At 34.1% G+C, this 23018-nt stretch carries 24 protein-coding genes; 17 read left to right on the top strand and 7 right to left on the bottom strand.

Going from position 1 to position 23018, the window contains the following annotated elements:
• Positions 1-96 precede the first annotated feature (96 nt).
• Together F1592_RS12280 and F1592_RS12275 are read left to right on the top strand one after the other, a co-directional pair.
• On the top strand, positions 97-1248 hold the full coding sequence (locus F1592_RS12280; RefSeq protein WP_053016095.1) for a thiolase family protein: 1152 nt from the start codon (positions 97-99) through the stop codon (positions 1246-1248).
• Positions 1249-1252: 4 nt separating this feature from the next.
• A complete protein-coding gene (locus tag F1592_RS12275) occupies positions 1253-2530 on the top strand; it encodes a hydroxymethylglutaryl-CoA reductase, degradative (RefSeq protein WP_053016096.1) in 1278 nt (425 codons plus the stop codon).
• Positions 2531-2632: 102 nt separating this feature from the next.
• Here F1592_RS12275 and F1592_RS12270 read toward each other — a convergent pair whose 3' ends face one another.
• Positions 2633-3067, bottom strand: coding sequence for a CHAP domain-containing protein (locus tag F1592_RS12270; protein ID WP_053016097.1), 435 nt, complete (start codon positions 3065-3067; stop codon positions 2633-2635).
• A 525-nt stretch (positions 3068-3592) separates the two neighbouring features.
• Positions 3593-3808: a sterile alpha motif-like domain-containing protein gene (locus F1592_RS12265; protein WP_053016098.1), complete on the bottom strand. Its 216-nt coding sequence runs from the start codon at positions 3806-3808 to the stop codon at positions 3593-3595.
• Positions 3809-4000: 192 nt separating this feature from the next.
• Between F1592_RS12265 and cidR the strand changes: the two genes are divergently transcribed.
• The 5 genes from cidR (at position 4001) to ptsG (ending at position 10507) form a co-directional block, all read left to right on the top strand.
• Positions 4001-4885, top strand: a complete 885-nt coding sequence (gene cidR, locus F1592_RS12260) for a cidABC operon transcriptional activator CidR (RefSeq protein ID WP_033080099.1) — start codon at positions 4001-4003, stop codon at positions 4883-4885.
• Positions 4886-5177: 292 nt separating this feature from the next.
• Positions 5178-5564 carry a CidA/LrgA family protein gene (locus tag F1592_RS12255; RefSeq protein ID WP_053016099.1) on the top strand — a complete coding sequence of 129 codons (387 nt, stop codon included), beginning with the start codon at positions 5178-5180 and terminating at the stop codon, positions 5562-5564.
• A gap of 1 nt (position 5565) precedes the next feature.
• Positions 5566-6252: an LrgB family protein gene (locus F1592_RS12250; RefSeq protein ID WP_053016100.1), complete on the top strand. Its 687-nt coding sequence runs from the start codon at positions 5566-5568 to the stop codon at positions 6250-6252.
• 50 nt (positions 6253-6302) lie between these two features.
• Positions 6303-8042: a pyruvate oxidase gene (locus F1592_RS12245; RefSeq protein WP_037538548.1), complete on the top strand. Its 1740-nt coding sequence runs from the start codon at positions 6303-6305 to the stop codon at positions 8040-8042.
• 398 nt (positions 8043-8440) lie between these two features.
• Positions 8441-10507 (top strand): glucose-specific PTS transporter subunit IIBC, encoded by a 2067-nt coding sequence (ptsG, locus tag F1592_RS12240; RefSeq protein ID WP_053016101.1) that lies wholly within the window; start codon positions 8441-8443, stop codon positions 10505-10507.
• A gap of 64 nt (positions 10508-10571) precedes the next feature.
• Here the strand turns inward: ptsG and F1592_RS12235 are convergent, their stop codons facing one another.
• Together F1592_RS12235 and F1592_RS12230 are read right to left on the bottom strand one after the other, a co-directional pair.
• A complete protein-coding gene (locus tag F1592_RS12235; protein ID WP_223197246.1) occupies positions 10572-11135 on the bottom strand; it encodes a LysE family translocator in 564 nt (187 codons plus the stop codon).
• A gap of 195 nt (positions 11136-11330) precedes the next feature.
• A complete protein-coding gene (locus F1592_RS12230) occupies positions 11331-12383 on the bottom strand; it encodes a zinc-dependent alcohol dehydrogenase family protein (RefSeq protein ID WP_053016103.1) in 1053 nt (350 codons plus the stop codon).
• Between the two features lie 202 nt (positions 12384-12585).
• Between F1592_RS12230 and F1592_RS12225 the strand changes: the two genes are divergently transcribed.
• Positions 12586-12990: an acyl-CoA thioesterase gene (locus F1592_RS12225; protein ID WP_053016104.1), complete on the top strand. Its 405-nt coding sequence runs from the start codon at positions 12586-12588 to the stop codon at positions 12988-12990.
• A 20-nt stretch (positions 12991-13010) separates the two neighbouring features.
• A complete protein-coding gene (locus F1592_RS12220; protein ID WP_053016105.1) occupies positions 13011-13343 on the top strand; it encodes a thioredoxin family protein in 333 nt (110 codons plus the stop codon).
• 288 nt (positions 13344-13631) lie between these two features.
• Here F1592_RS12220 and F1592_RS12215 read toward each other — a convergent pair whose 3' ends face one another.
• On the bottom strand, positions 13632-14588 hold the full coding sequence (locus tag F1592_RS12215; protein WP_053016106.1) for an L-lactate dehydrogenase: 957 nt from the start codon (positions 14586-14588) through the stop codon (positions 13632-13634).
• Positions 14589-14751: 163 nt separating this feature from the next.
• On the opposite strand from F1592_RS12215, the gene F1592_RS12210 reads away from it, so the two are divergent.
• Positions 14752-15723 carry an alpha/beta hydrolase fold domain-containing protein gene (locus tag F1592_RS12210; RefSeq protein ID WP_107609862.1) on the top strand — a complete coding sequence of 324 codons (972 nt, stop codon included), beginning with the start codon at positions 14752-14754 and terminating at the stop codon, positions 15721-15723.
• A 110-nt stretch (positions 15724-15833) separates the two neighbouring features.
• On the opposite strand, the gene F1592_RS12205 is transcribed toward F1592_RS12210, so the two are convergent.
• Complete coding sequence (locus F1592_RS12205; RefSeq protein ID WP_375711806.1) at positions 15834-16748, bottom strand: EamA family transporter; 915 nt, start codon at positions 16746-16748, stop codon at positions 15834-15836.
• A gap of 114 nt (positions 16749-16862) precedes the next feature.
• Here F1592_RS12205 and F1592_RS13860 point away from each other — a divergent pair, with 114 nt between their 5' ends.
• Positions 16863-17486, top strand: coding sequence for a cupin domain-containing protein (locus tag F1592_RS13860; RefSeq protein ID WP_223197245.1), 624 nt, complete (start codon positions 16863-16865; stop codon positions 17484-17486).
• Positions 17487-17529: 43 nt separating this feature from the next.
• Positions 17530-17748 (top strand): helix-turn-helix transcriptional regulator, encoded by a 219-nt coding sequence (locus F1592_RS13955; RefSeq protein ID WP_262926904.1) that lies wholly within the window; start codon positions 17530-17532, stop codon positions 17746-17748.
• Positions 17749-17766: 18 nt separating this feature from the next.
• Here F1592_RS13955 and F1592_RS12195 read toward each other — a convergent pair whose 3' ends face one another.
• The gene (locus F1592_RS12195) at positions 17767-18087 is read right to left on the bottom strand and encodes a hypothetical protein (protein ID WP_016930804.1); all 321 of its coding nucleotides are present in this window, start codon (positions 18085-18087) and stop codon (positions 17767-17769) included.
• 422 nt (positions 18088-18509) lie between these two features.
• On the opposite strand from F1592_RS12195, the gene pgsB reads away from it, so the two are divergent.
• From pgsB to F1592_RS12175, 5 genes are read left to right on the top strand one after another with little or no spacing between them, the layout of a single operon-like run.
• On the top strand, positions 18510-19667 hold the full coding sequence (gene pgsB / locus F1592_RS12190; RefSeq protein ID WP_011274856.1) for a poly-gamma-glutamate synthase PgsB: 1158 nt from the start codon (positions 18510-18512) through the stop codon (positions 19665-19667).
• Between the two features lies 1 nt (position 19668).
• Complete coding sequence (gene pgsC / locus F1592_RS12185) at positions 19669-20121, top strand: poly-gamma-glutamate biosynthesis protein PgsC (protein ID WP_011274857.1); 453 nt, start codon at positions 19669-19671, stop codon at positions 20119-20121.
• 23 nt (positions 20122-20144) lie between these two features.
• A complete protein-coding gene (locus tag F1592_RS12180; RefSeq protein ID WP_053016109.1) occupies positions 20145-21218 on the top strand; it encodes a CapA family protein in 1074 nt (357 codons plus the stop codon).
• On the top strand, positions 21208-21369 hold the full coding sequence (locus F1592_RS13650) for a hypothetical protein (RefSeq protein WP_161984724.1): 162 nt from the start codon (positions 21208-21210) through the stop codon (positions 21367-21369). Before F1592_RS12180 ends, F1592_RS13650 begins: the two co-directional genes overlap by 11 nt.
• Before the next feature lies 1 nt (position 21370).
• Entirely contained in the window at positions 21371-22966 is a 1596-nt protein-coding gene (locus F1592_RS12175) for a gamma-glutamyltransferase (RefSeq protein WP_107609861.1), read from the top strand.
• Positions 22967-23018: the final 52 nt, after the last annotated feature.

The following is a 23018-nucleotide window of genomic DNA, read 5'->3' as shown; positions in this document are numbered from 1 at the left end:
TATCGGCTATTATTAATAATCATATTAATAGTTATTTTACCAAATTAAATAACTAAATTACAATTTATATATAAACTACATATAAGGAGATAAAGAATGAAAAAAATTGCTATAGTTAGTGCTAAAAGAACGCCAATCGGTAGATATAAAGGTAAATTAAGAAATTATTCTGCAGTTGAATTGGGAACGACAGCTTTGAAAGGTGCAATCGATTCAGCAAATATTGACCCTAATATAATTCAACAAGTTATCTTTGGTAACGTGCTACAAAGTGGTGTAGGACAAAACCCAGCACGTCAAATTGCGATTAAAGCGGGTGTACCTGATACGACACCAGCTATGACAATTAATGAGGTATGTGGATCAGGTCTTAAAGCAATTATATTAGGGAAACAGTTAATTCAATTAGGTGAAGCGGATGTTGTTGCAGTGGGTGGAGTTGAAAGTATGACAAATGCCCCACAATTAATCTTAAAAGAAGGTCAAGAACCCGTGGAAAGTTTTATGCATGATGGTTTAACAGATGCCTTTCATTATGTACCAATGGGTGTAACAGCTGAGAACATAGCTGAAAAATATGACATCACGCGTGAAATGCAAGATGAGTTCGCAAATCATTCACAAGCTAAAGCAGCTAAAGCGACGCAAGATGGTAAATTTAATAATGAAATCATCGGTATGACTGACGCAGAAGGGGAACAAATGACTTCTGATGAAGGTGTTCGTCCAAATAGTAGTGTTGAGAAGCTTGCGACATTAAAGACAATTTTCAAAGAAGATGGAACAGTAACTGGTGGTAATGCTTCAAGTATTAATGATGGTTCATCTGCACTTATTTTAATGGAGGAATCATATGCTAAAGCGCATGGTTACGACATTTTAGGAATCGTTGGAGATTATGCAGAAGTAGGTTGTGATCCTCAATATATGGGCTATGCACCATTCTATGCTGTTGAGAAGCTACTTGATAAAACGGATAGCAAAATCGATGATATTGATATTGTAGAAATGACTGAAGCATTTGCTGCACAAAGTATACCTGTCAAAGACAATTTGCATATTCCGGATGAAAAATTAAACATCTATGGCGGTGCTATTGCACTAGGACACCCAATTGGTGCCAGTGGTGCTAGATTAGTCACTACTTTAGTGAACGCACTTGAACAAGAAAATAAACGTACGGGTATTGCTACAGCATGTATTGGTGGAGGACTAGGTATCGCTCTAATGATTGATAAAGGGGAATAATGGTATGAAGAGTTTAGATAAGACATTTCGACATTTGTCTCGTGGAGATAAATTAAAACAACTTGTTGATTATGGATGGTTAACTGATGAAAGCTACGATGTTTTACTAAAAAACCCATTAATTAATGAAGAAGTTGCAAATAGTTTAATTGAGAATGTAATTGGTCAAGGTACATTGCCTGTAGGTTTATTACCTAAAATCATTGTCGATGATAAAGAATATGTTGTACCGATGATGGTTGAAGAACCTTCTGTAGTAGCTGCTGCAAGTTATGGCGCTAAGTTAGTCAATAATACAGGTGGTTTTAAAACTATTAAGAGTGAACGACTAATGATTGGTCAAATTGTATTTGATGACGTAAGTGATACCGATGCCTTAGCACAAGCAATTTACGATTTAGAACCACAAATTGAACAGATTGCAGCTGAAGCTTATCCATCAATTATAGAACGTGGTGGTGGTTACAGACGTATTGAAATTGATACGTTCCCAGAGAATCAACTATTGTCTTTAAAAGTATTTGTAGATACTAAAGATGCAATGGGCGCCAATATGCTCAATACAATCTTGGAAGCTATAACTGCACATATGAAGAATGAGTTTCCAGATCGCGATGTGCTTATGAGCATTTTGTCTAACCATGCCACAGCCTCAGTAGTACGAGTTCAAGGTGAAATTGATATCAAAGATTTAAATAAAGGTGATCGTTCTGGTGAAGTAGTAGCACAACGCATGGAGCGTGCTTCTGTACTAGCACAAGTCGATATACATCGTGCTGCAACACACAATAAAGGTGTTATGAATGGCATTCACGCCGTAGTATTAGCAACTGGTAATGATACACGCGGAGCAGAAGCAAGTGCACATGCATATGCCAGTCGTGATGGACAATATAGAGGTATTGCGACTTGGAAGTTTGATAAAGAACGTGGTCGCTTAGTCGGAACAATAGAAGTACCGATGACATTAGCAATCGTCGGTGGCGGTACTAAGGTATTGCCAATTGCGAAAGCATCACTTGAATTATTAAATGTTCAATCAGCACAAGAATTAGGTCAGGTTGTTGCTGCTGTAGGATTGGCACAGAACTTTTCAGCATGTAGAGCCTTAGTTTCTGAAGGTATTCAAAAAGGTCATATGAGTTTACAATACAAATCATTAGCTATCGTAGTAGGTGCTCAAGGTGATGAGATTGCTCGTGTTGCCGAAGCATTGAAAACTGCGCCTAAGGCTAATACAGCTACGGCTCAACAAATTTTAAAAGATTTACGACAACAATAACAATATATAGAAAAAGCCACTAATTACGAGTAAGGTTCTTAAATCGAGACCTTGATTCATAAATAGTGGCTTTTATTTATCATTTATATGTCAATATTTATTTTAGTAGATGTAATTAAAATTACGTGCAGACCATTTACTTAAGTAGCGAGTTCCGTATGCGTTCGGTCTATTGTAATTGTATTCAGAAACTTTAATACTACCGTTACTATATACACGTTCAACTACAGCAACGTGGCCATAATAGCCTGCAGTAGATTGCATTACTGCGTAGCGTTTAGGCGTGTGACCAGTTCTATAACCAGAGCGTTTTGCATTGTAATACCAGTTCTTTGCATTTCCCCAACGATTTGATACAGGTTTACCTAGTTGAGCACGACGTTGGTATGCCCACCAAGTACATTGACCTTTTGTATAGTAGTTATATGAAGCGGCTTCAGATACGTGCGTGTGTTCAATGTTTTGATATGTAAAAGTTCCTGCGAACATGATTCCAGTAGCGAGTAAAAGACGTGAAAATAATTTTTTAAATTTCATTTTTGTTCCCCTCAAAATATAAAAGAATTAAAAACTGTATTAATCATATTCGTTAAAAAGGTCTAATACAATATAAGAAACGAATTATACAAGTAACTGTAATATATATGAAATATAACAGCGTAATTTGTAACTTATTTTACATTAAAGTAATTTTGCACAATTTAAGATAGTAGCACGGTAATGTCTTAAAGTTCAAAACATTACTTAATTTTAAATGTGAAATTTTTTAAATTTACCCTATAAAAAAGCGCCATAAAGGCGCTTAGAAATAAAAATAATATATTAAATTCACGCAGTAGCTGACTGAACTGAGAAGATGCGCTAATCAGCTATTGTCAGCTCTAGTCATCTTTGCGGGGTGTGCGGGGCCCCAGCAAAAAGAATTTCACTAAGAAATTCTACAAGCAATGCAAGCTGGGGATGCAACGAATTCACATAGAATTCTGTCCCACTACCAAAAAAAGCGCCATAAAGGCGCTTGGTGAGATGATACGTCCATGATGTATAATAACAAGTTAGAAATCATACATTTGTGAATTGGTTAAAAACAGCCAATGCTCTTTTAACGATAGTCACGGGTATGTTTTCTGGACATGGATTATTTCGAAAATATGACAATACTTCTACTTGGCTCTTCACTTCTTTAGGGAAATTGCTATCTTGATTAATCCAATTTACCAATTCACCTAATGGTGTGTCATCACCAACAAAATTTTGCATAAATTCGTAAAAGCTCAATGCCTCACCTCTTCAATCAATTTGAGCCTATGTGATTATAACATTTTTTTATAATGAAACATATAGGGTCTGACATTGAATTTGAATTAGACTTGTTCTCGGAAACATTTAGTTTAACTTTACATATTTTTATTTTCTCAAAAATATTTCGTGTATAATGAAATTACAATAATGAACAAAGTGGGTGAGCATTTGGACATCAAACATATGAAATATTTTATGGAAGTAGTTAATCAAGGTGGTATGACAAATGCTTCAAAATCTCTATACATAGCGCAGCCGACGATTAGTAAAGCAATTAAAGATATAGAAAATGAATTAAAAATGACATTATTTGATCGTCAAAAGCGTTACCTCGTACTCACTGATGCGGGTAAAATATTTTATAAAAAGTGTGAGGAAATCATAGCGTTATATGATAATATTCCTTTCGAAATTAATGGGCTATTAGGATTAGAAACAGGTCATATCAATATAGGTATGTCTGCAGTAATGGACATGCAACAATTTATCTACATACTAGGGGAGTTTCACAAGCTCTATCCAAACGTGACGTATAATTTAAATGAAAGTGGCGGTAAATCTATTGAAACGCGACTTATCAATGATCAAATTGATATTGGAATTACAACTATTCCAATAGATGAGAACGTCTTTGACTATTTACCATTATATAGCGAAGATTTGAGATTAGTTGTAAGTAAAGAACATGACCTTGCATCACGTGATTCTGTTACAATGGCAGAACTTAAGAATGAAGATTTTATATTGTTTAACGAAGACTTTTACCTTAATGATAAAATTATTGCCGCAGCTAAAAATGCGGGATTTCTTCCAAATACTGTTTCAAATGTCTCGCAATGGAACTTTATTGAGTATCTGTTGCTGGCACGTTTAGGTGTAAGTATCTTACCAGAGCACATCGCTAACATGCTTAAAGACAACATCAGAAGTATTAAGATTGAGGATACTGGCATGAGTTGGGAATTAGGTGCAATTTGGAAAAAGGATAAACTATTAAGTCATGCTACCTCTAAATGGATAGAATTTATGAGCAAGAGATTAAAATATGACTAAATGATACTTCATAACAACAAACACAATAAATAGATAAATAAAAATAGAGCAGCGTTTAAACGAAACGCTGCTCTATTTTTTTATCGTAAAGCCATTATGGACGTAATAATATTGTCATCGACATTCAACTACACCAATACGTACAGATATTAAAGCGATTACATAGAAAAAAACTATAGGTGGTATTTAAAATGGATATTTTTCTATTTTCTTAGGTTGAATTAGAATGATGAATATAGGTTTAAATTTCACTGTAACAATTTCGACATATTTTAGTGGGAGGTCAGTCATCTTGAAAAAAGTATTATTTATTTCAAAAGTTATCATACAAATTGCCATTATCATAGTCATTAGTTACTTAGGTAGTTTATTGCAAACATTATTGCATATACCACTAGCTGGAAGTATCGTAGGCATGATATTGTTGTACATTTTACTTGAACTGAAAGTGATACGTATGAATTGGATATCTGACGGCGCAGAATTTCTATTAGCTACAATGGTGTTTTTCTTTATACCCTCTGTAGTAGGAATAATGGATGTTGTTTCTGATATTACGAAGAGTTATATCATTTTCTTCTTATTAATTATTGTAGGTACAAGTTGCGTTGCACTAGCTTCTGGTTACATCGCTGAAAAGATGGTTAAACAACCTAACGTTAAGAGAGGTCATCAATAGTATGACATTCATTCAAGCTATCTTAATGATATTGTTGACCGTCGTTATGTATTTTGCTGCAAAAAAGCTTCAACAAAAATATGATAATCCATTTTTGAACCCAGCGTTAGTAGGTTCGGTTGGTGTCATTATTGTATTATTGTTAACACATCAAAACTATCATGATTATATGACAGGTGGTAAATGGATCAATCATTTATTGAATGCCACTGTTGTATGTTTAGCTTACCCACTATATAAGAATCGACATAAAATTATTGAGAATTTAAGTATTATCTTTTCAAGCGTGATGGTTGGCGTAATACTTAATTTTGTGTTAGTGTTTACCTCGTTAAACTTATTGGGTTACGACGAGGAGACGATAGTAACAATATTACCACGTTCAATAACAGCTGCTGTAGGTATCGAAGTATCACAGGAATTAGGTGGTACGGATACGATTACAGTATTATTCATTATAACTACAGGTTTAATAGGTAGTATGATGGGATCAATGTTGTTGAAAGTAGGTAATTTTAAGACCTCTATTGCCAGAGGGTTAACATATGGGAATGCATCACACGCTTTCGGTACCGCAAAAGCATTAGAACACGATATTGAATCTGGTGCATTCAGTTCAATTGGAATGATATTAACTGCTGTAATTAGTTCAATACTTATTCCAATTATGATTATTTTATTCTACTAAAGGGAATATATATTGTACTCGTTTAAAAAGAGAAAGGAGCTATTGTAATAATGGCGAAGATAAAAGCAAACGAAGCATTAGTTAAAGCGTTAGAAGCATGGGATATTGATCACTTATATGGTATTCCAGGAGATTCAATTGACGCAGTAGTAGATAGTTTACGTACTGTTAGAGACTCATTTAAATTCTATCATGTACGTCACGAAGAAGTAGCAAGTTTAGCTGCAGCTTCATACACTAAAATGACAGGTAAAATTGGGGTAGCATTAAGTATTGGTGGTCCTGGTATCGTTCACTTATTAAATGGTATGTATGATGCAAAAATGGATCGCGTACCTCAATTAATTTTAGCAGGTCAAACAAATAGTACTTTATTAGGTACAAAAGCGTTCCAAGAAACAAACATTACTGATATGGTTTCAGATGTATCTGTATATAATCACCAAATTCAAAAAGGTGATAACGTATTTGAAATTGTTAACGAAGCTATTCGTACAGCATACGAAAAACGTGGTGTAGCAGTAGTTGTATGTCCTAATGACTTATTAACTCAAAAAATTAAAGACACAACTCATCGTGCTATAGACACTACTAAACCAAAAGCACCAACTCCAACATTACGTAGCATTAAAAAAGCTGCAAAATTAATCGATAAAAGTAAAAAACCAGTAATGATTATTGGTGTAGGTGCACAAAATGCTAAAGATGAATTACGTGAATTTGTAGAAGCGGCTAAAATTCCAGTAATTCATACGTTACCAGCTAAAACAATCATTCCTGATGATCACCCATATAGCATCGGTAACTTAGGTAAAATCGGTACAAAAACATCTTACCAAACAATTCAAGATGCCGATTTATTAATCATGGCAGGTACTAACTACCCTTACGTTGACTACCTACCTAAGAAAAATATTAAAGCAATTCAAATTGATACAAACCCAGATGTAATTGGACATCGTTTCAGTGTTAATGTTGGTATCGTTGGTGACGCTAAACTTGCTTTCCATCAATTAACTGATGTTATCAAACACGTACCACAACGCCCATTCTTAGAAAAAACATTAGAACGTAAAGCTGTTTGGGATAAATGGATGGAACAAGATATGAATCAAGAAAGCACTCCAATCCGCCCAGAACGTTTAATGAAATCAATTAGTAAATATAGTGACGATGACGCTGTATTCTCAATCGATGTAGGTACATCTACAGTTTGGTCAACACGTTACCTAAACTTATCAGTAAATAATAAATTTATTATTTCTTCTTGGTTAGGTACAATGGGTTGCGGACTTCCAGGAGCAATTGCTTCTAAAATCGCTTTCCCTAAACGTCAAGCTATCTCAATTAGCGGTGACGGTGCATTCCAAATGGTAATGCAAGACTTTGCAACTGCTGTTCAATATGACTTACCAATGACAATCTTTGTTATGAACAACAAACAATTATCATTTATTAAATATGAACAACAAGCTGCAGGTGAATTAGAATATGCCATTGATTTCTCTGATATGGACCATGCTAAATTCGCTGAAGCTGCAGGCGGTAAAGGTTATGTATTAAAAGATCCTAGCCGTATCGATGAAGTAGTAGAAGCAGCGTTAAATGAAAATGTACCAACAATCGTTGATGTACATGTTGATCCAAATGCTGCACCATTACCAGGTAAAATTGTTAATGAAGAAGCAATCAACTATGGTAAATGGGCTTACAGATCAATCACTGAAGATAAAAAATTAGACTTCGACGAAATCCCACCAATTTCTGTCGCTGCTAAACGTTTCTTATAATAGATACTTCAATCGCTAATAGCGCTTGATAAAATGTTGTCGGCAAACTTTTGATTTTGTCGGCAACATTTTTTATAAAAAAGTATTGAAAACGTTTTATCAAATGTATATAATATAAATTAATTGAAAAAAGAACTGCGTGTTACTATTAAATTAGGCATAAGCAATCAATGAGATTAGGGCATTTAATAGCCTTAATTAAAATACAATTCTCTGTTTGACGATGTTATAGCGTCATATGGCCTTGTATTTTGAAAGTAGAAGAGAGATAAAAGGGACAAATATACATGATGTAAATCAACGTATAGTAATTTTATTTCTTAAACTTACTTTTCTCAGTATTGCTTATGTCTTTTTTGTGTCATCAAGTTCAATATGAGTAGAAGGGAATAAGGATTATGTTTAAGAAATTTTTCGGTCAATTGCAACGTATCGGTAAAGCATTGATGTTACCTGTTGCAATCTTACCAGCTGCCGGGATTTTATTAGCATTTGGTAATGCAATGCACAATGAACAACTTGTTAAAATTGCACCATGGCTAAAAATGGATGTCTTCGTTATGATTTCATCTGTAATGGAAGCAGCCGGACAAATTATATTTGATAACTTACCATTGCTATTTGCAGTTGGTACAGCACTTGGATTAGCGGGCGGAGACGGTGTTGCGGCTTTAGCAGCATTAGTCGGTTACTTAATTATGAATGCCACTATGGGTCAAATCATGCATATCACGATTGATGATATTTATAGTTACGCTGATGGCGCTAAAGAACTTAGTCAAGCGGATAAATTACCAGCATATGCTTTAATCTTAGGTATACCAACACTTCAAACGGGTGTGTTTGGTGGTATTATCATGGGGGCACTTGCTGCTTGGTGTTATAACAAGTACTACAATATTACGTTACCTCCATTCTTAGGATTCTTTGCAGGTAAACGTTTCGTGCCAATCGTAACATCATTAGTTGCAATCGTTACAGGTATTGCACTATGTTTCGTTTGGCCTCCAATTCAAGAAGGATTAAATAGCTTATCAAACTTCTTATTAAATAAGAACTTAACATTAACAACATTTATCTTTGGTATTATTGAACGTTCATTAATTCCATTTGGTTTACACCACATTTTCTATGCACCGTTCTGGTTCGAATTTGGCCATTACACAAACCATGCAGGCGAACTCGTTCGTGGTGACCAACGTATTTGGATGGCACAATTGAAAGATGGTGTACCATTCACAGCGGGTGCATTTACTACAGGTAAATATCCATTTATGATGTTTGGTTTACCAGCAGCAGCATTAGCAATCTATAAAAATGCTCGTCCAGAACGTAAAAAAGTAGTTGGTGGATTAATGTTATCAGCTGCTTTAACATCATTCTTAACTGGTATTACAGAACCATTAGAATTCTCATTCTTATTCGTAGCACCGTTATTATATGTTATTCACGTATTCTTAGCAGGATCATCATTCTTAATCATGCATTTACTTGATGTTAAGATTGGTATGACATTCTCAGGTGGATTTATCGACTATATCCTTTATGGTTTATTAAACTGGGATCGTACACACGCCTTATTAGTTATTCCAGTTGGATTAGTTTATGCAGTTGTTTACTACTTCTTATTCAACTTTGCAATTAAGAAATTTAATCTTAAAACACCTGGCCGTGAAGATGAAGAACAAGAAATCCGTAACTCAAGTGTTGCGAGATTACCGTTTGATGTATTAGATGCAATGGGTGGTAAAGAGAATATCAAACATTTAGATGCTTGTATCACACGTTTACGTGTTGAAGTAAACGATAAATCTAAAGTAGATGTTCAAGGATTAAAAGCATTAGGTGCTTCTGGTGTCCTTGAGGTTGGTAATAACATGCAAGCAATCTTTGGTCCAAAATCAGACCAAATTAAACATGACATGTCATTAATCATGAAAGGTGAAATCACGAAACCTAGTGAAACAACAGTTACTGAAGAAGTTTCTGATGAGCCAGTTCACTTAGAAGATGTAAAAGAAACTGAAATCTATGCACCTGGAACTGGACATATTATTCCATTATCTGAAGTGCCAGACAAAGTATTCTCTGAAAAAATGATGGGTGACGGTGTTGGTTTCGTTCCAGAAAAAGGAGAAATCGTGGCACCATTCGATGGTACAGTTAAAACAATCTTCCCAACTAAACATGCGATTGGATTAGAATCTGAAACTGGCGTAGAAGTTCTTATCCATATCGGTATTGATACGGTGAAATTAAACGGTGAAGGTTTCGAAAGTTTAGTTAATGCAGATGAGCCTGTAACACAAGGGCAACCATTAATGAAGATTAACCTAGCTTACCTTAAAGAACATGCGCCAAGCACAGTTACACCAATCATTATTACTAACTTGGGCGATAAAACATTAACAGTTGAAGATGTTGAATCAGTAGACCCAGGAAAAGCGATTATGAAAATTAAATAATATTAAAATAAACCTCTTGTCAGAAATAATGACAGGAGGTTTTTTGCAATACAGTGATTGAGTTTTACCATAGTTCTACAGCACTATAGAGTAATAAAACTGTGATAATTACATTAATGATTTTATAATGTTGTTGATAGATTCGATTCATCATTTGTCCTAAAAGGCTCCAAATAATGGCGCCAGCAATACCGATGACAATGAGCAATATAGAGCGAACATATGTCGAATTCCATACATCGGGTAAAGTGAACGTTGTTAAACCAGTTAAAAAATATAACATTGCTTTAACATTCGTAGCTTGAATCAATATACCTTTGAGTACAGGGCGATCTAAAGTCTCTTTTGCACTATCAGGTTTTGAAATAAACACATGATACGCAAGATACAGTAAGTAAATCGTACCTATAATTTTCATGATAAAAATAAAGCTATGATTATGTTTTAAAGGTTCTGAGAACACTAAAGCGATCGCCAATGTAAATAAAATACCTATAAGTACACCCAAATTAAAAGGTAAGGCTCTAATAAATCCTTTACGCTGACCTTCGGACATTGCCATGATGGTGTTAGGTCCGGGAGTGAATGACATGGTAGTAATAAAAAGCAAGTAAGAGAACAAACACATCGCTCCTCTCAAAAAGTTGAATAAGACTATTCTAACACCAATGGATATGAAAATGATATAAAATTTAGATAATTCTGATAAATAAGATTTGATTTTATCAAAATAAGACCTTTAACCACTAATTGCACTTAATCGAAATACGCATAGAATGGTTAAAGGTCATTTTAAATTTATATATTAAATGTGTATAAAGAATTACTGAGTTATATCATTTTCTATAAGTAATTTTATTGCTTTGTGATCCGTTGCATTTCTGAATAAATCATAAGCATGTTCAATATCACTTAATTTGCTATAATGTGTCACCAATTGTTCAGGTTGAATAATTTTACTTTTCAAAGCTTCTAATAATTCTTCGGTAGTATTGGCTGAAACTAAACCTGTTGTCACATTAATATTCTTAATCCATAATTTATCAATATCAAATTGTACTGGTAATCCATGAACGCCAACATTAGCGATTGTACCGTCAACACCAATTAACTTTTGACATAAATCAAAGGTTTGTGGAATACCAACAGCTTCAATGGCTACGTCCACACCACGATGGTTCAATGTTTTTACTTGAGCAACAGCATCTTCAACATTCGTTGAATTAATTGTATGTGTAGCACCTAATTCCTTGGCAGTTGCTAAACGATTATCATCCAAATCGAGCATAATAATTTTAGAAGGTGAATAAAATTGTGCTGTTAATAATGCAGCTAATCCAACTGGACCTGCACCCACTATCGCAACCGTACTACCTGGTTTAACTTTACCTTTTAAAACACCAATTTCATAACCCGTTGGTAAAATGTCGGAGAGCATAACGAGTGCTTCGTCTGGTAAAGATTCTGGTGCATGGTATAAAGAGTTGTCTGCGAAAGGTACTTTAACATATTCTGCTTGTGTACCATCGATGAGGTGACCTAATATCCAACCGCCATCTTTTTCACAATGTGCATAAATACCTTTTTTACAGTAGTAACATTTACCACACGACGAGATACAAGAAACAATGACTTTATCTCCAACTTTAAAGTTGTTTACACTTGAACCAACTGATTCAACGATACCAATACCTTCATGGCCAAGTGTTGTGTTTGATGGTACTTCCGGTGTATCGCCTTTGATAATATGTAGGTCTGTACCACAAATCGTTGTTTTGACCATTCTAATAATTGCATCTGTACTTTCCGTAATGACTGGCTTCTCTTTATCAATCAGTTTTGCAACGCCTGGCTTTTCATAAACATAAGCTTTCATATGAATCATCCTCCTAAAATATGTGAATATTTTCACAATTATTATACCATGTAAATTTGGTTATGTATTTAATAAAAATAATATATAATAAAATAGACATATATAGTTCGCGCATTAAATGTTGTATAGTTAAAGTAGATGAAAAATGCATGTAAACGTCGTAAAATATAATTGAATGATGACTTAAAGGAGATTATATTTTATGGAACATGAAGGCTTGTTAGTCGCTGAAAGAGAAATCGAAGTTAACAATTACGATATCGATGCAATGGGGATTGTAAGTAATATCGTCTATATACGTTGGTTTGAAGATTTACGTACAATATTTATTAATGAATATATGACATTTTCAGAAATGATGAAGCAACATATATCGCCAATATTAATGAAGACAGAAATAGAGTATAAAGTTCCAATTACGATACACGATAAACCTGTTGGGCGTTGCTGGTTTGTTAAAGGCGGAAGAATGAAATGGGTATTTAAATTTGAAATTACGTCTGGAGACAAAGTGCATTGTATTGGACAGCAAACAGGTGGTTTCTTAGATTTAGAACGTCAAAGAGTAACTAAGATGCCAGAGGTATTTCAAAACTTATTAAAATAAGTGAAAGTATAGGTGAGGATATGGCAAAGCATTTGAGTAATATGGAAGCATTCCATCAAATTATTAATAATAATCAGTTAGTAGTAGTCCACGTAATGCGGGATCATTGTTCAGTGTGCCATGCAGTATTACCACAAATTGAAGATATTGTAGCATCTTACCCTAATGCAAAACTCGCTGTCATAAATCAATCAGATGTCGAAACCATTGCAGGTGAATTATCTATATTTACTGTACCCGTTGATTTAATCTTTATGAATGGTAAAGAAATGCATCGCCAAGCACGATTTATAGATATGCAACGCTTCGAACATCAATTGAAATTAATGTATGATAGTTGCTTTGAAACATAAAGTGAGAGCGGGGCCCTAGCAAAGAGAATTTCATAAAGAAATTCTACAAATAAAGCAAGGTGGGGATTGGGGCCCCAGCAAAGAGAATTTCATAAAGAAATTCTACAAATAAAGCAAGCTGGGGTTTGGGGCCCCAGCAAAAAGAATTTCATAAAGAAATACTACAAATAAAGCAAGGTGGGGTTCGGGGCCTCAACAAAAAGAATTTCATAAAGAAATTCTACAAACAATGCGAGTTGGGGATACGAATTAATTTCTTTCCCGCTCCCCACTCACTTACTTTTAATATCAGCGCATTTGATCAATAATAGCATCCGCTTGTCGCTGATAGTCTAAGATGATATCAGCAGAATGATGTAGCTGTGATAATTCTTCTTTTGAGAGAGCTAATTCAATAACTCGGTCAGCACCATTTCCGTTAATAACGGTAGGTACACCGATATATACATCACTCAACCCATATTCACCTTCAACGTAACTTGAAACATTCATAATGATATTTTTATTAAATAAGATGGCTTCTATGATTCTAACTAGACTTAGTGATATTCCGAAATTGGTTGTGCCTTTTCGAACATAAATATCGTAACCAATTTGAGTTGTACGGTTGGAAATGGAAGTCTTAAATGCTTCTAAATTCGTATTAGAAGGTAATAAATCTAACACCGGCTCACCTGCAATTTGTGCGTGTGACCATACTGCGACTTGTGAATCACCATGTTCACCAATAATAGGTGCATAGACTTGATTCGGTGCTACATCGAATTCTCGACTTAAAAAGAATTGGAAACGCGCAGTATCTAAAGAAGTGCCTGAACCAATGATTTTATTTTTAGGAAAATTCGACACTCGTTTAACGACATAACTCATAATGTCAACGGGATTGGAAGGTAACACAAAGTAGCCATCGAAACCACTATCGACAATGCGTTGAATCATTGGTACAAAAATGTCTACATTATCTTCTAGTAGCTTAAGACGTGTTTCACCTTTAGCAAGTTTAGCACTTGCACAAATCACTACAATATCAGCGTCTTTACAGTCTTCATACTGTCCGACATGCACATTTACGAAGTTATCGCCAAATGGAGTCGCATGATTTAAATCCCACACATCTGCTTTAGCCTTATCCTCATCAATATCTATAATTGCCATCTCATCCACTAAACCCTTAGCTACGATTGCATGTGCAAACGCAGATCCTACATAACCACTTCCAATAAGTACAATTTTATGACGTGCCATAAATCGTTGCCTCCTTTTATAATTTGAAAATTCAGATAATTTATATAAGGATAGCATGTTTGCCTTAAAATGAAAATATTGTTTAACGATAACAGTGTTAATTACTAAATGAATTGTCATTTAAGGTTTATAATATAGACATGTATAGGAGGTCGTTTAAGTTATGAAAAAAAGTATGATAACCGTAGCAACATCTGCGATATTAGGAACATTAGCATTTATTAAAGTTAAAGAGAAACGCAGTTACAAAAGTTTTATAACTGAAAAATATATACGTATGTCTGGCATGAAAAAAACGTTTGAAAATGAAGCGGACGCGAAAAAAGCATTGGAAGAAACGAAAGAAATTACAGCTGGAAAATATGGCGGCACTAGTTATGAATTTAAACATGACGTTCGAACAAAAAGTTGGAATGGGTGCGTCACATATATTGTGAATGACCAACGTAACCATCAACAAAAAGTTGTTTTATATATTCATGGTGGCGCATGGTTCCAAGATCCACTAGATAATCATTTTAATTTTATAGATGAACTCGCAGGACAACTTGATGCGAAGGTCGTTATGCCAATTTATCCTAAAGTACCTCATCGTGATTATCGTACTACATTCGAATTATTAAAACTTATTTATGATAAACAAGCTGCCAAAGTTGAAAGTAGTGAACAGCTTATTGTGATGGGAGATTCTGCAGGGGGACAAATTGCATTGTCATTTGCCGAATATTTAAAAGCAGAAACTACACTTCCACAACCGGGACATATTGTAATGCTATCTCCAGTGTTAGATGGTACGTTAAGCAATCCAGATGCTAAAACGTATGAACGCATTGATCCAATGTTAGGTATAGAAGGTAGTAAATACTTTATAAAATTATGGGCTGGCCAACTACCTATTGAGGACTATAGAATATCGCCGATTAACGGTGACTTAGAAGGATTAGGTCGATTATCCATTTTTATTGGTACAAAGGAAACGTTATACCCTGACGCTTTAAAATTATCTCAAATGCTTAATGATAAAGGTATTGAACATGATTTTATGCCAGGATATAATTTATTCCACATTTATCCTATCTTCCCATTACCAGAAAGACAGAAATTCTTTACACAACTTAAATCAATTATTCTATAAAAATTAAGCGCCAAGGACGAGGTAATTACCAGAGTGACACGATGAATTCATGAAGAATTCTGTACCATTCAGGCTAGTTATCATTCAATTCCTTGGCGCTACTTTATTGATTACATTTCTTCAGGTTGTTTCTTAAGTGACAACATTAAAATTAAAATAAGAATTAATACGATTCCAATTACTTGGACTGATTGGAAAGTAACACCTAGCCATAATGCACTTGTAACAACTGCTATGACTGGTTCAATCGTACCTAATAACGTTGTCTCCTTAGGTGATAAGTATTTAAGACTATCTATAAATAGATAAAATGCGAAAGCAGTCCCAGCAATAATCCCAAAAATTAAATAAATGATTGTAGATGCACTCATGTTGCTAAAGCTAACATCCCATATAGGATGCTTGAAACTCATTGCACAACCAGAAATAATCATTGCCCATCCTACGATTAGAATTGAAGGGAACTTTTCAAGTAACCCTGTGGCATAAATCGTGTAAAACGCAAGTGCTAAGCCAGAGATGATTCCCCAGAACAAACTCGTAGGTGAAACGACTAAATGAGAAATAGATCCATTTGTTAAAAGTAGAAAAGTCCCAATTAGCGTCATTGCAATGGCTAAAATATCAAAAGGACGAAATACATCAAGACCACGTATGACGAACCAAATAATGATATAGACTGGTGCAATGTATTGGAGAAGTGTAGCTACTGCGACATTGCCGGTTGCGATGGATGCCATATAAGCGTATTGGACAAAAAGCATGCCGATTAAACTATATATAAACAAACTAACGATTGTTTTGGGCTTCTTAAAAACAATAAACATAGATTGCTTAGGATGTAATAGTTTGTACAGACTCAATAAGAAGATGCCACTTATTAGTAGGCGAGCAGTAACATACCAATCCACTTCAATATCTCGTTGATTAAAGAGTAAGTCGGAAACAGTCCCACCTAATCCCCATAAAGTAGCACCTATAATTGCAAATAATACTCCTTTTAATCTGTGTTGTGTGTGATTCATTGAATGCACCTCCATCTGTATTTTGTTTTATTATAAATCTCATAATATAATGTATATAAATTTGATAATACTCAAATAATGAGTAAAAGTATCAAGATATTGAGGTGATACGATATGGTTTCTGAAATTATTATTAATGAAGACTTAGAAGAAAAGATTAATTATCCTGATCGACGTTGGCCACATGTCATTCTACATACATCATTGAGTGAGACATTACTCGGATATATACCTTTACATTGGCATTATGCCTTGCAATTTATGTATGTCACAAACGGTGTGATTAAGGTAAAGTTAGCAGAAAATACATTGGAGATACATGAAGGGGAAGGATTATTTATTAATTCAAACGTTGTACATGAAATTCGTGACGCGAATGAAGGCGCGCGTTTCTATTGCTGGAACATTGGGTTGCCCAATGTCACGGAATATATCAATTTTACTTATGTTAGTCGAATTGTTGATCAAGCACAGTCCATTCCATTTATTAAATTAATACCAAAAGGTGAAGAAAATGTAAGTTTATTACGGCGTATTGAGAGAGTGGGACATATTTACTTATCGCAAAGAGATTATTATCAACTGCAAATTCTTAGCGAATTTTATCAATGTCTAAATCATCTTTTAAATATTTTTGATCAATATGAACAAATCAATCAATATTTCTTTGATCCAAGAGTTAAACAATGTATTCAATACTTACAAAGTCATTATCATAAAAAAAGTAAAACTAAGTGAGTTAAGTCATATAGTTCATATGAGCGAAGCGGAGACGATTAAGTTGTTTAAACGATTTGCAGGGGACACGCCATTCAATTTCTTACAAAATTATCGACTAGAGCAAAGTGCTAAGCAACTCATGTATCATCATAAAAATGTGACTGAAGTGGCAATGGATTGTGGATTCTCAACTACAAGTTACTTTATACAAAATTTTAAGCAGAAATATTCACTTACTCCTAAGCAATTTCAAATAAAATATGCAAAGTATTTAAAATAAAGTAGGTGCATAGTGTCATCAATCAGATGAACTTGCACCTACTTTTTCAGTATCTGTATTTGAAATTGTATCATTTGTATTTGAAACGGTTTCTTCTTTGGCAACATCATCACTTGTTGCTGAAGCCTTATTTAACTTTGTATCATTTATGCCTTCGTTAGAATCTTTAGTAACACTATTAATGTGTTGATGGTCTGTGTCTAAAACTGAGCTACTCATATCATTGCCTTGTAAGCTACCCACAAGAATCAATACCAAATAGCTTGAACAAACTAATAATACCATTGCTAAATATATGCTAATTGCTATCTTAACAGGTTTAGTCAAAGGTTTACCCATCAGTATCCTCCTAAAGTTGTATCTTTAATACCTTTAAATTAACATCAGAATTTTAATCTAATGTAAATGCGACGTAAATATTTGATGATTTCTCAAATAACTAGAACTAGATTTAAAATTAAGAAAAATATTTTTAAATTTATTCTTTATTTGTAAAAGTAAAATATTGAATATTTCTAAAAAAATTAATCTTTGTTAATATAATTTTACATTAGATTTACAATGTTAAAACTGACTAAATACGCACATGATAGCATACCCTTATTAGAAGTAATAATTTATTATGTTCATATGAAATAAGAGCGTTTGGATTTATTAGTCACTTCTATAGAAAATGTTTAAAGACATTTTTGATATACATAGCAATGAAATACGTATTTAGACAACTTAATATTAAAACAATTAAAGAGAGGTACTACACTGTGATTCTCATTATAATTTGTATCGCATTGATTTTATGGCTTGGTATTAAAGAGAAGAATCGCCATACTAATCGACTCAATAAGATTCCAATTAGAATCAACATTAATGGTATTCGTGGTAAATCAACGATTACGAGAATGATTTATAGCGTTTTAAGAGAAGACCATTACCATGTTATTGGTAAAACCACAGGAACAGATGCTCGAATGTTGTATTGGTTTACTGACAAGGAATACCCCGTTATTAGAAAACCACAAGGCGCGAATATTGGTGAACAACGTGACATTGTGCGCAAAGTTGTTAAACAAAAAGCTGACTCTTTAGTTAATGAATGTATGGCAGTTAATCCAGACTATCAAATTACTTTTCAAAAAGATTTAGTTAAAGCCAATATAGGCGTTATCGTCAATGTCATGGAAGACCACATGGACGTGCTTGGACCTACACTTCAAGATGTTGCTCAAGCGTTTACTGCAACAATTCCTTACAAAGGGACTTTAGTTGTTATGAAAGACGACTATACGAAATTCTTCGCCAAAGAAGCTAAGAAACGTAAAACAAAGTTAATTGTCGTAGATAAAGATGAAGTTCCAGAATCATATTTAAGAAAGTTTCCATATCTTGTCTTCCCAGATAATGTTGCTATTGCATTAGGCGTTGCAGAAGCTGTTGGCGTTGATAAGGAAACTGCATTGAGAGGTATGTTAAATGCACCACCTGATCCTGGTGCGGTTGAAATCAAATACTTTAATGCAAATCGCACACGAAATGTATTTGTTAATGCATTTGCTGCTAATGAACCTCAATCGACAAAAGCTATTTTAAATAAAGTTGAATCTTATAACTATCCATATACGAAAAAAGTAGTGATTTTAAATTGTCGTTCAGATAGGGTAGATAGAACGCGTCAATTTGTTGAAAACTTTATTGATGATGTAGACTTTGACACACTCATTTGTACAGGTAAAAGTACACAAATGGTGACAGACTTAATGCAACACTTACCTGATAAAAAATATCTTAATTTTGAAAACCGTGAGTTCCCAGAAATTGAGAAAGCCATTTTGCAAGAATCACAAAACGCACTCATATTCTGTGTAGGAAATATTCATGGTCCAGGTGGTAGAATAGCAGAATTTATAGAAGGGATAGAATAAAATGATAGGTTCAGAATTATACTTCTCCCTATTTGTCGGTATTGTATTAAGTTTAATATTTGCCGAGAAATTTGGGATTAATCCAGCAGGACTCGTTGTACCGGGTTATTTAGCACTTATATTCGATCAACCCATCATGTTGTTATCTGTGTTAGTCATTAGTTGTTTAACATTTTTCATAGTTACATATGGTATTAGTAGATGGGTTATTTTGTACGGAAGAAGAAAATTTGCGGCGATGATTTTAACTGGGATGGTACTTAAATTCCTGTTCGACTTGATTTATCCATTGACGCCATTTGAAATGGTTGAAGTGTCTGGTATTGGTGTCGTTATTCCTGGAATCATTGCGAATACAATTCAAAAGCAAGGTGTCGTGATTACGTTATCAACAACGATGTTACTTACATGTATCACTTATGTCATCTTATTCTTATATAGCTTTATTAATTAATCGCGAGCAAGGAGCGCAGAGTAATGAAAAAGAAAAAACGGTTATCAGCGAGCGAATGGTTACTTAAGCAATCGAAACGTCACAAACGTTTCAATTTTAGCTATACACTTATCGTTTTAATTGTGGCACTTGTACTTCTAGTATTCGCTATTAGAGCTGTAAAAGTTGAGCCGGTCGAGGCAATGCCAAGCTCAGGTAATGATTATATTCGTAGTACATATTTAGGTAATATCACGTTGAATAAACATTTTCGACAAATGGATCTTAACGACGTGTTTAAAGGGTTAAAGCAACCACTTCAACAAAGTGACTTTTCAACTGCTTCACTTCTAGTGAGCCATTTCTCAAACGATCCAAAAACGAACATCAAGAAGAATATTGAGAATATTATGTTCTTGAAAAAAGAAAATGTTAAAAGTGTCAATTTAATTAATAATACGATTGATAACGTGCAAGCCCAAGATTTAAGTAAACAAGTGGAAGCACAAACGGATTATAACTTTATGACTGGTAATGGTTCTAACCCAATTAATAGTAAGACGGTGCAACAAACGGTTAAAGGTAAAAAAATAGCTAACGTGTCATTCACTGACGTAGGTTCAAACTATGAAGATCCACTTAAAAATACAACATCTATTAGTTTAGACCCAAAAATATTTGTTCCATTAATCAAAAACTTAAAAGAAAATAACGATTTAGTTGTCGTAAACGTGGATTGGGGTATTACCAATGAACGTAGTGTGACGGATCGTCAAAAAGAATACGCACATGCGCTAGTGAAATCCGGTGCAGATGTAATCATTGGTCATAACTCAGTTGTCCAAAAAGTTGAAAAATATAAAAATGCAAGTATCTTCTATAGTTTAGGTAATTTAACATCAGATTCATTCTTATCTAAAAACCAAAAAGGTATGGTAGTTCAGCACGATTGGAATGGGCAGCATAATAAATTTAGCATTACACCTGTACGTGGTGCAGATGGCAAAATAACGAAAGACAACATGAATAAGATGGAGGCACAACGTTATTACAATAATATAAATGATAAATCAATTCACCTTAAAGAGGAGAATGGAGGATATACCTTTGAATATTAAAAAACATTGGTTAGGTATTGTAACAACGCTCATTATAATTGCAATTCTATTGATGGTGACGTTTGCCAAAGCGAACGAAGGCCTTGATAACTATGAGAAAAATGAATTAAAAGATGCAACGGAGCAATATTTATCTAAAGGGGCCAGTTAGTATGAATATTTATAATAAAGTGACATTATCAGTCATTTTAGTTATCACCATTTTAATATCATTCGTCTTTTACTACTTTAATAAAGAAGACAGACCTGATAAAGATACATTATTCGAAAATAAAATTGCAGATCATAAATCATCTGGCAGTAATAAAAAATATGGCGTAGCATCTAATAATGCGATTGCCACTCGTGTCGGTAATAAAATTATTGAAGATGGTGGTAATGCAGTAGATGCAGCTATGGGTGTTTCTTATGCGCTAGCGGTAACAGAGCCACATTCATCAGGTTTAGGTGGCGGTGGTGCCACGCTTACATATAATGGTAACGAAGGTGAAGAACCAAAGATGTACGAATATAAAACGCTATCTTCTTATAATTATAAGAAAGGCGATGAAATTGGTACACCTGGATTTGTGCAAGGTATGCATGATATGCATCAACGAGAAGGTAAAATGGATGAGAAGAAAATTTTTAGTTACATCGTACCATTAGCCGAAGATGGCTTCGAAGTTGATTCAGAATTAGAACGTAGTTTGAAAATCTACGGTTCTGATATCGATCGAAATTCACCTTTCTTCAAAGGAAAACGTACAGTACGTGAAGGCGATGTAGTTAAACAGCCCGCTTTAGCTAAAACGCTTAAAGGTATTAGAGATAAGGGGCCTAAATATTTCTATAAGGATATTGCTAAGAGTGTATCTAAACAAATCGATAGTGAATTAGTTGAGAAAGACTTTTCAACCTTTAAAACTGAAGAAAAGAAACCAGTATCAACTAAATATTTAAATAATACAATATACTCTGCATCAAATCCTTTAGGTGGGGTTTTAATGTTACAAGGTTTAAAAATTGATGAAAGTGCCAATTCAAATAATGATAGAACAGATTATATCAATGGCATTATTAAATCACGTGATGTAATGTACCGAAATAGAGATATTGTTAATGGTCAGGAAGCGAATAACGACTCACACTTATCGGAAAATTATTTATTAGACAATTTAAATAATGTAAATAGTGGCGGTAATGAAATGAATAGTGATTTTGATACGTCATTAGATACGACGAGTACAACTCATTTTGTTGTCATTGATAAGAATGGTAAGCTTGCTAGTACTACAAATACACTATCTAGTTTCTTTGGTTCAGGTAAATTTGTTAAACAAGGTTTCTATATGAACAACTCTTTAACAAACTTCTCAAGTGATCCTAATAGTCCAAACTATGGTGGAAAACATAAAGCACCACGTTCTTATACATCACCATCCATTGTTGTTGGTCCGGATTTCTATATGGGTATTGGTACACCAGGTGGAAACAAAATTCCTACCATCTTAAATGAAGTGTTGATTGACTATTTAAGAGGTGACGGTACTCTACAAGAATCTATTGATAAACCACGTTTTTATAACGATGGTGGTACAGTCTATTATGAAAATGCGACAAGTGATGAAGATATCAATACATTTAAGAGTATGGGATATGGTGTTAAAGAAAAACGTAATGACGCAAACTTTGGTAGTGTTCAAGGTGCAATATATAATAAAAATGATCAAACTGTTGAAGTCGGACAAGATGTTGGTAATAGATAATGGTTTGGTAAAAGCAAAATAATATTTTTGGGAGCCTGGGACATAAATAATA

This window comes from Staphylococcus sp. GDX7P312P (assembly GCF_008385775.1).
Taxonomy (GTDB): Bacteria; Bacillota; Bacilli; order Staphylococcales; family Staphylococcaceae; genus Staphylococcus; species Staphylococcus haemolyticus.
This window is presented reverse-complemented; position numbering and strand designations above follow the sequence as displayed.

Excerpts from the sequence above, each read along its gene's own strand:
- F1592_RS12210 (WP_107609862.1), top strand. The coding sequence starts at position 14,752 with ATGAAAAAAAGTATGATAACCGTAGCAACATCTGCGATATTAGGAACA.
- F1592_RS12270 (WP_053016097.1), bottom strand. The coding sequence starts at position 3,067 with ATGAAATTTAAAAAATTATTTTCACGTCTTTTACTCGCTACTGGAATC.
- F1592_RS12180 (WP_053016109.1), top strand. The coding sequence starts at position 20,145 with ATGAAAAAGAAAAAACGGTTATCAGCGAGCGAATGGTTACTTAAGCAA.
- F1592_RS12235 (WP_223197246.1), bottom strand. The coding sequence starts at position 11,135 with ATGTGTTTGTTCTCTTACTTGCTTTTTATTACTACCATGTCATTCACT.
- F1592_RS12280 (WP_053016095.1), top strand. The coding sequence starts at position 97 with ATGAAAAAAATTGCTATAGTTAGTGCTAAAAGAACGCCAATCGGTAGA.
- pgsC (WP_011274857.1), top strand. The coding sequence starts at position 19,669 with ATGATAGGTTCAGAATTATACTTCTCCCTATTTGTCGGTATTGTATTA.
- ptsG (WP_053016101.1), top strand. The coding sequence starts at position 8,441 with ATGTTTAAGAAATTTTTCGGTCAATTGCAACGTATCGGTAAAGCATTG.
- F1592_RS13860 (WP_223197245.1), top strand. The coding sequence starts at position 16,863 with ATGGTTTCTGAAATTATTATTAATGAAGACTTAGAAGAAAAGATTAAT.
- F1592_RS12195 (WP_016930804.1), bottom strand. The coding sequence starts at position 18,087 with ATGGGTAAACCTTTGACTAAACCTGTTAAGATAGCAATTAGCATATAT.
- F1592_RS12250 (WP_053016100.1), top strand. The coding sequence starts at position 5,566 with ATGACATTCATTCAAGCTATCTTAATGATATTGTTGACCGTCGTTATG.
- F1592_RS12220 (WP_053016105.1), top strand. The coding sequence starts at position 13,011 with ATGGCAAAGCATTTGAGTAATATGGAAGCATTCCATCAAATTATTAAT.
- F1592_RS12230 (WP_053016103.1), bottom strand. The coding sequence starts at position 12,383 with ATGAAAGCTTATGTTTATGAAAAGCCAGGCGTTGCAAAACTGATTGAT.
- F1592_RS12245 (WP_037538548.1), top strand. The coding sequence starts at position 6,303 with ATGGCGAAGATAAAAGCAAACGAAGCATTAGTTAAAGCGTTAGAAGCA.
- F1592_RS12225 (WP_053016104.1), top strand. The coding sequence starts at position 12,586 with ATGGAACATGAAGGCTTGTTAGTCGCTGAAAGAGAAATCGAAGTTAAC.
- F1592_RS12205 (WP_375711806.1), bottom strand. The coding sequence starts at position 16,748 with ATGAATCACACACAACACAGATTAAAAGGAGTATTATTTGCAATTATA.
- F1592_RS12275 (WP_053016096.1), top strand. The coding sequence starts at position 1,253 with ATGAAGAGTTTAGATAAGACATTTCGACATTTGTCTCGTGGAGATAAA.
- F1592_RS12215 (WP_053016106.1), bottom strand. The coding sequence starts at position 14,588 with ATGGCACGTCATAAAATTGTACTTATTGGAAGTGGTTATGTAGGATCT.
- F1592_RS12175 (WP_107609861.1), top strand. The coding sequence starts at position 21,371 with ATGAATATTTATAATAAAGTGACATTATCAGTCATTTTAGTTATCACC.